Origin of the sequence: Streptomyces longisporoflavus, from assembly GCF_014649775.1 — a bacterium.
Classification (GTDB): Bacteria; Actinomycetota; Actinomycetes; order Streptomycetales; family Streptomycetaceae; genus Streptomyces; species Streptomyces longisporoflavus.
This window is the reverse complement of record NZ_BMTR01000012.1, coordinates 234,777-248,182: the sequence shown is the minus strand read 5'-3', so window position 1 is coordinate 248,182 and position 13,406 is coordinate 234,777. Positions and strand designations below refer to the sequence as shown.

Below are 13,406 nucleotides of genomic sequence, written 5' to 3'. Positions count from 1 at the left end.
GCAGTCGCCACCACGGGGCGGAATGGTTGCCCCCGGCGGTTACGGCGGTCACGGATACCGCGGTCACTGCGGCTACGGCGTCCCCGTCGCCCACGTGTAGGCGTGCAGGCGCAGGGCGAGCTGGATCTCCAGGGAGCGTTCCGGGGACTGCCAGTCGGGTCCCAGCAAGTGGCCGATCCTGTCCAGGCGTTGGACCACCGTGTTCACATGGACGTGGAGAGAGTCCTTCGCCTTGGACTGGCTCATTCCGCAGGCGAAGTAGGCCCGCAGGGTGTGGATGAGCTCGGTGCCGCGCTTGGTGTCGTAGTCGAGGACGGGGCCGAGCGTGCGGCGTACGTACGAGTCGAGGTTCGTGTCCTCGCCGAGGAGTACGCCGAGAAAGCCCAGGTCGGGCAGGTCCGCGCCCCGGCCGGTGTGGCCGAGCGCGCGCAGGGCGGAGAGGCAGCGCAGGGCCTCGGCGTGGGCCTGCGAGAGGGCTTCGGGGCCGGTGGCGGGGCCCGCGGCGCCCACCGTGACCGGGGCTGCGGCGGCCTGCGTGAGCTCGGTGGCGAGTGCGCGGGCCCTCGCGCCGGTGTCGTCGGCCGGCATCACCAGGACCACGTGGTCGTGGTGCAGGCCACAGAGGCCGCGGCGGGACCGGGCGGCGCGGGCGGCGGAGGAGAGCAGAAGCCGGCGGGACGCCGCCTCGCTGTGGGCGACGAACACCGAGTGCGGGAACGTCAGGTCGACGTCCAGTCGACGGGCCCGCGCGGTGAGGCGGCCCGGCGTACCGGAGAGGGAGAGCAGGTCGCCCAGGAGCTCGCCGCGTACGCGGTCCTCGGCCTCGGCGGCCGAGCGGCGAAGCAGCAGGAGCAGCGCGGTGACGACCCCGGCACGCTCGAACAGGCGGCGGTCGGCCTCACCCAGGTCCGCCCGGCCGGTGAGCGCGATGCTGCCGAGGAGCTCCGCGCCCGCGAGCACCGCACACACCCAGGTCCCGTCGAGAGGAACGGCCCGCCCACTGGCGCGCGATGCGGCGATGGCCTTGGCCGGGGGTGGTGTGTGGGGGGTGGGCGTGGAGGGGCGCGGGTGGGGGGTGGTCGTGGAGGGGCGCGTACGGGGGTCAGTCTCGGAGGGGTATGCGCCGGGATCAGTCCCGGAGGGGTGCGTACGGGGACTGGGGGCGGTCGAGCGCGTACTTGGGGCGGTTTCGGACGAGGGCGTGCCGGGGCTGGGTTTGGCCGGGTGCGTATCGGGGCTGGGGTCGGCCGAGCGTGTATGGGCGCTGGGGTCGGCCGAGTGCGTACGGGGGGCCGCGGGGGACGTGCGCGTACGGAGGCTGGGGTCGGACGTGTGCGTACCGGGTTCGGCGTCGGAGGTGTGCGTACGGAGGCTGGGGTCGGACGGGTGCATACCGAGGTCGGCGTCGGACGTGTGCGTACCGGAGCCGGCGGGGGACGTGTGCGTACCAGGGCCGGCGGCCGACGTGCGCGCAACGGCACCGGCACCGGCGTCGACGCGGGTCAGGCCCGTGCCGTACGTATCCACGTGCCCCACCCCTGCGCCGTCCGTATCCACGTGCCCCAGCCCCAGGTCGCCGGCGCCCACATGCCCCAGCCCTGCGCTGCCCGCGCCGCCCGCGCCCTCCGCGCCGCCCGCGCCCACGCGGTCCTGCCCCGCCTCGTCCGCGCCCAAGGGCCCCCGCCCCGCCCCCTCCGCGTCCACCCGCGCCAGTTCCGTGCCGTCCGCGTCGTGGATGAGGGTGCCGCCGTGCAGGAGTGCGCCGATGGCGGTGGCGACCTCCGTGAAGTCCCCGCCGCGCAGGACGAGATCGGTCAGGCGGTCGTGCGCGTCCTCCGCCCTGCGCAGTGCCTCGCTGTGCGCGCGGATGGTCTGCGAGGCCGCGTTCAGGTCGACGAGCGCGGCCCTGGTCTCCTCCATCCGGCGCGCGCTGTCGATGGCGATCGCCGCGTGGTCGGCGAGGGACGACAGCAGCGCGCCCTCGTCGGGCGTGAACGTGCGGGCGGTGCGGTCGGCGGCGTAGAGCACTCCGATGACGTGCGTGCCCTGCCGCAGCGGTACGCCGAGGATGGCGTGCAGCCCCTCCTCCAGTACGGCGCTGTCGATGGTGGTGGTGTGCTGGAAACGGGGGTCGACCTCGTAGTCCCCGGTGGCGTACGGACGGGCGGTCTGGGCGACGAGGCCGCCGAGCCCCTCGCCCATGCCGAGCCGCAGATTCTGGAACGCCGCGGAGACCGAGCCGTCCGTCACGCGCATGTATGTGTCGCCCCTGGCCGGGTCGTTGAGGGAGAGGTACGCGACGTCCGTACGGAGCAGGAGCTTGGCCCGGTGCACGATGGCGCGGAGTACGGCGTCCAGGTCGCGCAGCGCCGCGAGGTCGCCCGCGGTGTCGAAGAGGGCGGTGAGTTCGGCCTCCCTGCGCTGGTGCTGGTTGAGGGTGCGGCGTACGCGCAGGGCGGTCTGCGTGGCCTCGTCGATCGCGGTGAGTTCGGCGCCGCTCGCCCCGGCCGCGCGGGCCGTCGCGGCGGGGCGGGCGAACTGCTCGGCCGGCGCGTCCCCGGCCAGGAGGTCGAGCAGCTCGCGCAGGGCAGCGGCGGCGTACGCCTGCTCCGGGCGGGCGTCCGGACCGGATTCCCGGCGGGTCTCTCGGTGGGGCTCTCGGTAGGTCTCCCGATGGGGCTCCCGGTGGGCGGCGTCTGGCGAGCTGGACATACGACGGGTCGCCTCCGGGAGCGGGGTACGCGTGCTGCTGGTGGTGATGAGTGAGGGACGCGTGAGAGGACGCGTTCAGCTTCCGATTGTCGCCGAGGTCGCCCTGTTCGCACCCGTGGAGACCGTTCCCCGTTCGGCGAGGGAACGCCCCCGCGTCTCCTTCGCCACCAGGACCGTGAACGTCGTGACGAGCACCGTCACGCAGACGTAGACGGCCACCGGCGTCGCGGACCCGAAGTCCTTGAGGAGCTCCACCGCGATGATCGGGGCGAGCGCGCCGCCGATGATGGACGCGAGCTGAGAGCCCATCGAGGCACCGGAGTAGCGCACCCTGGTGTCGAACATCTCGGAGATGAAAGCCGCCTGCGGCCCGTACATCGCTCCGTGGAAGAGCAGCCCGACCGTCACCGCCAGGGTGATCACGGTGAAGGACTCGCTGTCGACGAGGGCGAAGAACGCGAACGCCCACACCGCCATGCCGACCGAGCCGATCAATGTGACGGGCCTGCGTCCGATGCGGTCCGAGAGGGCGCCCCACAGCGGGATCGTCACGAAGTGCACGGCGGAGCCGATGAGCACGGCGTTCAGGGCGGTGCTCTTGGGCAGTTCCAGGTGCACGGTGACGTAGACGAGGACGAAGGCCGTGAGGATGTAGTACGAGACGTTCTCGCCGAGCCGGGTGCCGATGGCGGTGAGCACGCCGCGCCAGTTGTGCCGGAAGACCTCGATGACGGGCGCGTCCTGCTTGGCGGCCGTCCCCGGGGCAGCGGCGGCCGACCCCGAGGCAGCGGAGGCCGCCTCGGAGGCAGCGGCGGCCTCCGCGCGGGCCTGCGCCTCGAGGAAGAGCGGGGACTCCGACACCGAGACCCGTATCCACAGACCGATGATCACGAGCACACCGGAGAGCAGGAACGGGATGCGCCAGCCCCAGGCGAGGAACGCCTCGTCGGACTGGACGGCGGCCAGGAGCGCGAGGACGCCGGTGGCCAGGAGGTTGCCGCCGGGGGCACCGGCCTGCGGCCAGGAGGCCCAGAAACCGCGGTTCTTGTCGTCGCCGTGCTCGGAGACGATCAGTACGGCACCGCCCCACTCCCCGCCGAGCGCGAAGCCCTGGATCAGGCGCAACAGCGTGAGCAGGATCGGGGCGCCGACGCCGAGCGTGGCGTGGGTGGGCAGCAGGCCCATCGCGAAGGTGGCCCCGCCCATCAGCATCAGGCTCAGGACGAGCAGCTTCTTGCGGCCGACCTTGTCGCCGAAGTGACCGAAGACGACACCGCCGAGGGGCCGGGCGGCGAAGCCCACCGCGTACGTGAGGAAGGAGAGGAGCGTGCCGACCAGGGGGTCGCTGTCGGGGAAGAAGAGGGTGTTGAAGACGAGGGCCGCGGCGGACCCGTAGAGGAAGAAGTCGTACCACTCGATGGTGGTGCCGATCAGGCTGGCGCTGATGATGCGGGCGATACCCGGCTTGCCCGGGGTTCCGCCGGGGGTCTTGCCCGCGGCGCGCGGCGTTGCGGCTGCCATGGCGTGATCCGTTTCTCGATGGGGACGGGGGTGCGATGGGGGCAGGGGGGAGAGGGAGCGGCAGGGGAGGGAGCGGCAGGGGTCAGCCGGCGGTCCAGCCGCCGTCCAGGGGCAGCGAAGCTCCCGTGACGAAGCCGCTGCTGGGGCCGCAGAGCCACAGCGCGGCGGCGGCGATCTCCTCGGGTTCGATCAGGCGCTTGACCGCGGAACGCCGCAGCAGTACGTCGGTGAGGACCTGCTCGGGAGCGATGCCGTGGGCGTCGGCCTGGGCGCTGATCTGGTCCTCGACGAGGGGCGTACGGGTGTAGCCGGGGCTCAGGCAGTTACTGGTGACGCCGTGCGACGCGCCCTCCAGGGCGGTGACCTTGCTCAGGCCCTCAAGAGCGTGCTTGGCGGCGACGTAAGCGGACTTGAAGGGGCTCGCGCGCAGGCCGTGCACGCTGGAGATGTTCACGACGCGGCCCCAGCCGCCCGCGTACATGTGGGGCAGCGTCCGGCGCAACAGGAGGAACGGTGCGGTGACCATGACCTTCTGGATGAGGTCGAACCGCTCAGGGGGGAACTCCTCGATGGCGGCGACGTGTTGGAGCCCGGCGCTGTTGACGAGGATGTCGACGTGGGTGGGCAGGGTGTTCAGCGCCGCCGGATCGGCGAGGTCCACGGCATGGGCCTCGCCGTCGATCCCGTCCGCCACCTCCTTGGCCGCGTCGGCGTGCAGATCCACGACGTGTACGAAGGCACCGGCACCGGCCAGGGCCACGGCGCAGGCCCGCCCGATGCCGCTCGCACCGCCGGTGACCAGGGCGGTGCGGCCGGAGAGGTCGGTTCCGCCGAGGAGTGCGGGGTCGGTTCCTGCGGGGTCGGCACCGCGGGGAATGGGGCTCGTCATGGCCGGAAACGTAAGGGTGCGCCGGGTGGGGTTCCCATGTGTGCGGCCCACACAACCGGGGGCCGAGTCATGTGGATGGTGCGGCCGTCCGGGTACGATCCCAGTGACCCACGTCACGCTCGGCAGTCCGAAAGCTGTGCTACCTTGCGAACAGCACGTGTGTACGCCGCCTTCTGCGGCGCCGGTGCCAGTCTTCTTTTCTTCCGCCTCGTCGAGGCTCTCGTAGTCCAGCGGCTCCCCGGTTCGCGTCTCTTCGCGAAGCCTTCTGCCGAAGTTCTTCCCTCCGCCCGCCGTACGGGACGTGCACACACCGTTCCGCCGGGCCCCTTCATTCGCATGCCCGCGAAAGGACCCCATCATGAGTACCGCAACCATCACCCGCGAAAAGACCAACACCACGGCCAACACCACGGCCGACACCACGGCCCCCGCCGTCGCCGTCTCCGGCACCCTCGACGTGAGTCACAACGCCAACGGCCATCTGCGTACCGGCGATTGCCTCCCCACCTCGAACGACGTGGCCGTCCCCTCCGCGCTGATCCGCCGGCTCGGCCTGCGCGCCGGTGACCACGTCGAGGGCGTCTGCGGCAAGGCCCGCACCCTCAACGGCGTCGACCGGGTCAACGGCCACTCGGCCGAAGCCCTGGGCAGGCGCGCCCGGTTCGGCGACCTGACCCCGCTGCACCCGCGTGAGCGGCTCCGTCTGGAGACACCGGGCAGCGGTGGCGGCAGCGTCGCGACCCGGCTCATCGATCTCGTCGCCCCTGTCGGCAAGGGCCAGCGCGGGCTCATCGTCGCGCCGCCCCGTACCGGCAAGACCGTCCTGCTCCAGCAGATCGCCGCCGCCGTCAGCGCCAACCATCCCGAGGCGCACCTCATGGTGGTGCTGCTCGACGAACGGCCCGAAGAGGTAACGGACATGAAGCGTTCCGTACGGGGTGAAGTGGTCGCCTCGACCTTCGACCGGCCCGCCAAGCAGCACATCGCCCTCGCCGAACTCGCCGTCGAGCGCGCCAAGCGGCTCACCGAGGAGGGCAGGGACGTCGTCATGCTCTTCGACTCCCTCACCCGGCTCTGCCGCGCGTACAACAACGCGGCATCGAGCGGCGGGCGCACGCTCTCCGGAGGTGTCGACGCCGCCGCCATCCAGGGCCCCAAGCGCCTGTTCGGGGCGGCGCGGTGCGCGGAGGAGGGCGGGTCCCTGACCATGCTCGCCACCGTGCTCGTGGAGACCGGTTCGCGCGCCGACGACTACTACTTCGAGGAGCTCAAGGGCACCGGCAACATGGAGCTCCGCCTCGACCGCGGCATGGCCGAGCGGCGGGTCTTCCCGGCCGTCGACGTCACCCCGTCCGGCACACGCCGCGATGAACTGCTGGTGCCCGCCGACGAGTTGACGGCCGTACGGGGTCTGCGGCGCGCCCTGCACGGCAGGGACGCGCAGAGCAACCTGGAGGCGCTGATCGAGCGCCTGCGCAAGACTCCGGACAACACCGCGTTCCTGCGGCAGGTGCAGCAGACCGTGCCCGGCGCGGGATCCGCCAAGTCCGTCAGCGTCAACGGCGGCTGAGGCGTTCCCGGCTCACGGCCGCGTGACGTGCACCCGGTAGCGACCTTCCGTGTCGATGTCCGACACCGTGAGGCGCACGCCCGACTTCTTGTCCGTGAAGGTCTGGCCGGGCTCGTAGGTCGCGTCGGAGAGTTCCGCGTGGACGTTCGGCCGGCGCGTGCAGCCGCCGCTGTCCTTCGTGGAGTCGGAGACGGTGATCGGGCCGCGGCCCGTGTCGACCTCCGCGTCCACCCGGTAGACGAGCACGCCGGGCTTGCAGATCGCCTCGTCGTTGCCGCCGCGCGTACGCACCTCGAGCGCGTACCCCTTCGTCGAGCTCAGCGGCACGAAGGCGAGCTTGGTGCCGCCGTTCTCGGGCAGCGGGCTCAGTGTGTGTTCGGTGGTGCCCGAGTTCGAGGCGCAGCTGATCTGGTCGTCGCCGATCCAGCCGAGCTTCCACTTGTGCCAGGCGAGCAGGTCGTTGTTGGCGCCCCAGTCCTCGCTCATGATGTCCCAGTGGCCGACCGCGCCGCCGCCGTCCTGCGTGTAGAGGTCGGGCAGGCCGAAGACGTGGCCGTTCTCGTGCGGGAGCACGCGGTAGCCGGTCTCTCCGTAGCTGCCCGAGCCGTCGTCCTGGCGGCTGTAGACGAAGGACGCGTTGGAGACCGGGACGCCGTCCGCGACGGGGGCCTCGGTGTTGCCCGCGAAGGTCACCGAGAGGACCGTGTCGAGCGCGGAAGGGCCGGCGTTCGGGGTGATGAGGATGTTCACCAGGTCGTACTCGCGGAAATCCACGTCCGGGTCGGCTTCCGCCACGATGTCCGTGACCAGCTCGCGGTAGCCGGGGTCGAAGGGGGCGCCGCGCTCTATCCCGTACTCCTTGAAGCTCTTGGGCATCCGCAGCCAGTCCGGGACCGGCGACTCGGGGCGGTAGTCGAGACGTCCGTAGGAACTGGTGCGGAACCAGTCCGACGTCTGCGGGAAGAATTCCGCGAGGCGGTCGAGCGCGCTTCCCTCGCCGGGCGCGTCGGAGAAGTCGACCATGAGATTCAGGGCTTTGACGGTGCCCGTGGAGCGGGAGTAACCGGCGGAGGTGGGGACGCCCTCCGACATCTGGACGCCCATCGTGCCGGTGATCATGCACGGGCTGAGGGTCGTCGCGCGGGCCAGGGACACGGGGCCCGCCGCTTGGGGGGACTCTTCCATCAGGCGGCCGGTGCTCGCCGATGTGGTGACCGTGAGGGCAAGGACGGCGCACGTGGCGAGTGCCGTGCCACGTCGCGCTTCGCGTATCTGCCTCCAGGTCGGCTGCTGCATCCGTGGCCCTTCCCCTAGCGGCAGCCGCCGGTCCTGGCTGCACCCTTTTGATCACCCTCTTCCGGTGTGTGCGCGGGCGCTCGCTGGGTGCGACTGATCGTGTGTTCTTCGCGTCCGGAGCGGTACGCGGGCGGCTTGCGCGGGCGGCACCCCGGCGGAACCCGGGCGGCACGCCAGCCGATCCCGGGCGGAACCCAGGCAATGTGACGCGGGTCACTCGAAGAAAGTCGGGGAGCGGGAAATATCCGGGGAGTCCTTCCCCGTTTAGAGCTGTGTCAGAGCGAAACGGGGAGTGATTCCCCGCATCGCACATCGAGGCTTCCGGACCGACCGACCGTCTGTCCGGTGCCCGACCACGAGCCTGAGGAGAGCCGCCGTGGGAACCGCAACCGCTGAGCAGCGCCGCACGCCCCGCCCGCGGGCCGACGCCCTGCGCAACCGGGAGCGGATCGTCGCCGCCGCACGCGAGATGTTCGTCGAGTTCGGCCCCGACGTGCCGCTCGACGAGGTCGCCCGCCGGGCCGGCGTCGGCAATGCCACGGTCTACCGGCACTTCGCCGACCGTTCCGAACTGGTGCACCAGGTCGTCCTGCTCGTCACCGACCGCGTATCGGCGCACGCCGAGGAGGCGATCGCGGCGGCCGACGCCGACGCGAGCGCTTCGTTCGACGCCCTGCGCCGGTTCGTGCACGCCTCCGCCGACGAGCGGATCGGCGCCCTGTGCCCGGTCCTCCAGGCGGCCTTCGACCCCGATCACCCGGATCTGGTCGATGCCCGGGAGCGGCTCGAAACCGTGATCGAAGGGCTCATGCAAAGGGCGCGGGCGGCCGGACAGCTGCGCACCGACATCGCCGTCGGGGACCTGATGGTCGCCCTCTCGCAGCTCACGAGGCCGCTGCCCGGCACGGCGTGCCCGAACATGGACCGTTTCGTCCACCGCCATCTTCAGCTGTTCCTCGACGGCCTGATGGCACCGGCCCGCTCCGAGCTGCCCGGTGAGGCGGCGACCTTGGAGGACCTCCGCCAGTCCTGAGTCCTGCCTGACCACGCTCGACCTCTACGCCTGACCACGCTCGACTTAGTCGTTCTAGTCGTTCTAGTCGTTCTAGTCGTTCTAGTCGTTTCAGTTGTTCTCAGTTCGCGTCACTTTTTCGTCGTTTTTCACCACTCGTACTCGCTAGGTGGCTACTCCCATGTCAGAAACAGATCCCAGGCGCTGGAAAGCGCTGATTTTCATCGCGCTCGCGCAGCTGATGGTCGTCCTCGACGCGACCATCGTGAACATCGCGCTGCCCTCCGCCCAGCAGGACCTGGGCATCTCGGACGGCAACCGCCAGTGGGTCATCACGGCCTACGCCCTGGCCTTCGGCGGTCTGCTGCTCTTCGGCGGCCGCATAGCCGACCTCTGGGGCCGCAAGCGCACCTTCGTGACCGGCCTGATCGGCTTCGCCGCGGCCTCCGCGCTCGGCGGCGCGGCCACCGGCGAGGCCATGATGCTGGGCGCCCGCGCCCTGCAGGGTGTGTTCGGCGCGCTGCTCGCGCCCGCCGCCCTCTCGCTGCTCGCCGTGATGTTCACCGATGCCAAGGAGCGCGCCAAGGCGTTCGGCATCTACGGTGCGATCGCCGGCGGCGGTGGCGCCGTGGGTCTCATCCTCGGCGGCTTCCTCACCGAGTACCTGAACTGGCGCTGGACGTTCTTCGTGAACATCCCGTTCGCCGTCATCGCCGCACTCGGCGCCTACTTCGTCATCCGTGAGCCGGCCGGCGCCCGCAACCGCTCGCCGCTCGACATCCCCGGCGTGATCCTGTCCACCCTCGGTCTGGTCGCCCTCGTGTACGGCTTCACGCGCGCCGAGTCGGCCGGCTGGTCGGACTCCCTGACCATCGGCATGTTCGTCGGCTCGGCCGTCCTGCTCGCCGCGTTCGTCCTGGTCGAGGCGAAGGTCAAGTCGCCGCTGCTTCCGCTGCGCGTCCTGACCGAGCGCAACCGCGGCGGCGTCTACCTCTCGCTCGGCCTCGCGATCATCGCGATGTTCGGCCTGTTCCTCTTCCTCACGTACTACCTGCAGATCGTCAAGGGCTTCTCGCCGGTGAAGACCGGCTTCGCGTTCCTGCCGATGATCGTCGGCATGATCACGGGCTCCACGCAGATCGGCGCCCGCCTGATGACCCGCGTCGCGCCGCGGCTGCTCATGGGCCCCGGCTTCGTCGTCGCGGCCCTCGGCATGCTGCTCCTGACGCAGCTGGAGATCGGCACCTCGTACGCCGGTCTGATCCTGCCCGCGCAGCTGCTGCTCGGCCTCGGCATGGGTACGGCGTTCATGCCCGCCATGTCCCTGGCCACGCACGGTGTCGAGCCGCGTGACTCCGGTGTCGCCTCCGCGATGGTCAACACCTCGCAGCAGGTCGGCGGCGCCATCGGCACCGCCCTCCTGAACACCATCGCCGCCTCCGCCACCACCGCGTACATCGCGGACCACGCGGCGGGCGCGACGACTCCCGCGGCCCAGAAGCTGGTCCAGGCGCAGGCCATGGTCGAGGGCTACACCAGCGCGATCTGGTGGGCCGTCGGCATCCTGGCCGCCGCCGCCGCGATCGCCTTCGCCCTCATCAACACCGGCGCCCAGAGCGGCTCTCCGGCCGCCTCGGGCTCCGGCGACAGCGAGGGCGTCGAGGACGAGGTGCGGATCCCGGTGGTCGCGCACTGACCCCGGTTCCGCGCGGGGAGGCCTAGCGGAGCCAGGGCAGGTCCGCCCCCGCCCCCTTCGGCTGAAGTCCCTCGGCGACGATCACCATGATCTCGCCGAGGGACTTCTGCTGTTCCGGGGTGAGCCGGTCGAAGAGGGCCTGGCGTACGGCGGCGACATGGCCGGGCGCGGTCCTGCGGAGCACCTCGTACCCGTCGTCGGTGAGGATCGCGAACTGGCCGCGCTTGTCGGAGGGGCAGTCCTCGCGGCGCACCCAGCCGTTCTTCTCCAGGCGGGCGATGGCGTGCGAGAGGCGGGACCGGGTGATCTTGGTGTTCTTGGCAAGCTCCGTCATGCGCAGGCGCCGCCGGGGGGCGACGGACAGCTGGACAAGGAGTCCGTAGTAGATGTGCGGCATGCCGGCGTCGCGCTGCAACTGGCGGTCGAGGTGGTCCTCCAGCAGCGTGGTGGCCTGCAAATACGCGAGCCAGGTGCGCTGTTCCGCGTCGTCGAGCCAGCGCGGTTCCCCGTCCCGGGGAGAAGTGGGTGCCGTATCCATGTACTCCACTGTACGCAGCCCTTCCTTGAAAGTTAAACAATGCAGGAGTAGGGTCGTCGTCGAGCAGAAGCTTGAGAGTTAAAGTAAATCGCCTCTCGTGCGCCCGCCATCCTTCGTACGCCCGCCACCCTTTTGGAGGTGCCGCCATGACCGCCACCCGGGAGCGCATGCCCGCCCTGTACCTCAGCCACGGCGCACCGCCGCTGGCCGACGACGCGCTCTGGCCCGACCAGCTCCGTGCCTGGTCGGCGGAGCTGCCGCGCCCCAAGGCCATCCTCATGATCTCCGCCCACTGGGAGGAGGCCCCGCTCGCCCTCGGCGCGACCGGGACAGCGCCGCTGGTGTACGACTTCTGGGGCTTCCCCGAGCACTACTACCAGGTGACGTACGCCGCCCCGGGCGCCCCTCAACTGGCGGACTCCGTGCGAAAACTGCTGCGCGGAGCCGGTACACCGGTGCAGGACATCCCGGATCGCGGGCTCGACCACGGAGCGTACGTCCCCCTCGTCGAGATGTACCCGGACGCGGACATCCCCGTACTCCAGATCTCCCTGCCGACCCTCGACCCGCGGCGCCTCCTCGACATCGGCCGCAAGCTGGCGCCGCTGCGGGACGAGGGCGTGCTGATCGTCGGGAGCGGCTTCTTCACGCACAACCTGGCGGCGCTGCGACAGGGCGGTACGCCGTCGTGGTCCGCGGAGTTCGACGCGTGGGGGCGCGAGGCGCTCGACGCGGGCGACGTGGACGGGCTCCTCGACTTCCGGCACAAATCGCCGGCGGGCGAGCTCGCGCATCCGCGCACGGAGCACTTCGCGCCCTTGTTCGTGACGCTGGGCGCCGCCGATGCGGCGGGCGATCTCGGCGGGCAGCGGAGTGTGATCGACGGGTTCTGGATGGGGCTCGCGAAGAGGTCGGTGCAGTTCGGCTGAGGGTTCCCTCCCGGTGCGTTCCCTCCTGGTGAGGGTTCTTTCCGTCTCTTCCCGGCTCTCTCCGGCGCTTTTTGCGGCCCTACGTCAGCGGCTCGCTGAGCTCGATCGCGCGCAGGGCGGCCGTCAGGGCCCGTTCGTCGCCCGTCGATGCGGCGACGTCCAGTGCGGTGTCGGTGAACTTGATGACGTGCTCGTCCCCGTGCGCGAGGGCCCGCTCGAAGACTTCCTCCGGGGAGAAGGTGCCGGGCGCGGTGTACGTGACCGGGGCGTCCGGGGCGTACATCGAGGTCACGGCCGCCGATGCCGTCCAGGCCGCGTGCAGGCCGGGCGCCCAGAGTGCGCGGGGCAGCGCGGGCAGGGTGCGCAGCACGGCGTTGGGCGCGGTCGCCGCGTGCACCAGCATCGTCGCCTCGCCGTGGCCGTGCGTGGCATACCGGTGCGTGGCCGCACACACCAGCTCGGTGAGCCTGCGGTGCGCCTCGTCCGGGTCGGTCACCGAGGCGCCCCACGCGGGGAGGCCCGCGATCCGGCCGAGCCTGTCGGGGTAGTTGCCGTTGTCCCTGCCGGGGATCGGCTCCACGGAGTCCAGGGCGGCAGCGGCGGTACCGGTGCTCGCCGGCAGGAGTTCGACGCCGGTGACGGGGTGGTGGCGGGCGGCCCAGTAGCCGAGGCCGGGGGCCAGTTCGGTACGGCGTGGCCGCGTCTCCTCGCCGCTCAGGAGGGCGCGCACCGCGTGGCCGACCCGGATCGCCGGGTGCGTGGCGCCGCCGTAGATGCCGGGCAGCAGGCGGGGCCACCATTCGGCGAGCACGTCGCGCCACGGGCGTCCGCCGGAGTCTCCGGTCTGTTCTTCGAAGTACGCGATCCAGTCCGCCGCGCGGCGCGGATCGCCGAGGGCCTCGCGCCAGTTGTCGCGGGTGATTGATCCGATCGCGCTCGGGTACTCCTCCAACCTCGGCGCGTACAGCTCGAGCCAGCGGTGGACCTCGCCGGACAGGCCGTGCGCGGCGAGCGCCTCGACGGCCATCGGGGCGTGGTTGCTGAGCCGTCCGAGCCGCTCGGGGCCCGAGGCGTGCAGACGCTCCAGGGCTTCGTCGAGGGCGCCGGTGGGCGCACCGGTGAGGGCGGTGGTGGCGGCTGGGGCGGCGGCCGAGGTGCCGGCCGGGGAGTCTGCTCGGGGGTCCATGCGTTGGACCGTAAGCGGGGCGCGGGCGGGGTGTAACGGCCGTGCGCCCTAGGTCAG

General features: G+C 71.4%; 10 protein-coding genes. 4 read left to right on the top strand and 6 right to left on the bottom strand.

Translation table 11 applies throughout. The features are described 5' to 3' along the window. Positions 1–72: 72 nt before the first annotated feature. The 3 genes from IE226_RS44195 to IE226_RS25065 form a co-directional block, all read right to left on the bottom strand. Positions 73–2,712 (bottom strand): GAF domain-containing protein, encoded by a 2,640-nt coding sequence (locus tag IE226_RS44195; protein ID WP_229871521.1) that lies wholly within the window; start codon positions 2,710–2,712, stop codon positions 73–75. 75 nt (positions 2,713–2,787) lie between these two features. Beyond that, a complete protein-coding gene (locus IE226_RS25070; RefSeq protein ID WP_190083604.1) occupies positions 2,788–4,233 on the bottom strand; it encodes an MFS transporter in 1,446 nt (481 codons plus the stop codon). An 82-nt stretch (positions 4,234–4,315) separates the two neighbouring features. Then, positions 4,316–5,122 carry a 3-hydroxybutyrate dehydrogenase gene (locus IE226_RS25065; protein WP_190083603.1) on the bottom strand — a complete coding sequence of 269 codons (807 nt, stop codon included), beginning with the start codon at positions 5,120–5,122 and terminating at the stop codon, positions 4,316–4,318. A gap of 358 nt (positions 5,123–5,480) precedes the next feature. Here IE226_RS25065 and rho point away from each other — a divergent pair, with 358 nt between their 5' ends. Further along, the gene (rho, locus tag IE226_RS25060; RefSeq protein ID WP_190083602.1) at positions 5,481–6,692 is read left to right on the top strand and encodes a transcription termination factor Rho; all 1,212 of its coding nucleotides are present in this window, start codon (positions 5,481–5,483) and stop codon (positions 6,690–6,692) included. Between the two features lie 12 nt (positions 6,693–6,704). On the opposite strand, the gene IE226_RS25055 is transcribed toward rho, so the two are convergent. After that, the gene (locus tag IE226_RS25055) at positions 6,705–7,988 is read right to left on the bottom strand and encodes a M6 family metalloprotease domain-containing protein (protein ID WP_190083601.1); all 1,284 of its coding nucleotides are present in this window, start codon (positions 7,986–7,988) and stop codon (positions 6,705–6,707) included. A 376-nt stretch (positions 7,989–8,364) separates the two neighbouring features. On the opposite strand from IE226_RS25055, the gene IE226_RS25050 reads away from it, so the two are divergent. Beyond that, positions 8,365–9,021 (top strand): TetR/AcrR family transcriptional regulator, encoded by a 657-nt coding sequence (locus IE226_RS25050; protein WP_190083600.1) that lies wholly within the window; start codon positions 8,365–8,367, stop codon positions 9,019–9,021. A gap of 160 nt (positions 9,022–9,181) precedes the next feature. After that, positions 9,182–10,696 (top strand): MFS transporter, encoded by a 1,515-nt coding sequence (locus tag IE226_RS25045; RefSeq protein WP_190083599.1) that lies wholly within the window; start codon positions 9,182–9,184, stop codon positions 10,694–10,696. A gap of 22 nt (positions 10,697–10,718) precedes the next feature. On the opposite strand, the gene IE226_RS25040 is transcribed toward IE226_RS25045, so the two are convergent. Further along, the gene (locus tag IE226_RS25040; RefSeq protein WP_190083598.1) at positions 10,719–11,243 is read right to left on the bottom strand and encodes a MarR family winged helix-turn-helix transcriptional regulator; all 525 of its coding nucleotides are present in this window, start codon (positions 11,241–11,243) and stop codon (positions 10,719–10,721) included. A 137-nt stretch (positions 11,244–11,380) separates the two neighbouring features. On the opposite strand from IE226_RS25040, the gene IE226_RS25035 reads away from it, so the two are divergent. Beyond that, the gene (locus IE226_RS25035) at positions 11,381–12,163 is read left to right on the top strand and encodes a dioxygenase family protein (RefSeq protein ID WP_190083597.1); all 783 of its coding nucleotides are present in this window, start codon (positions 11,381–11,383) and stop codon (positions 12,161–12,163) included. Positions 12,164–12,242: 79 nt separating this feature from the next. Here IE226_RS25035 and IE226_RS25030 read toward each other — a convergent pair whose 3' ends face one another. Further along, complete coding sequence (locus tag IE226_RS25030) at positions 12,243–13,349, bottom strand: questin oxidase family protein (protein WP_190083596.1); 1,107 nt, start codon at positions 13,347–13,349, stop codon at positions 12,243–12,245. Between the last annotated feature and the right edge of the window lie 57 nt (positions 13,350–13,406).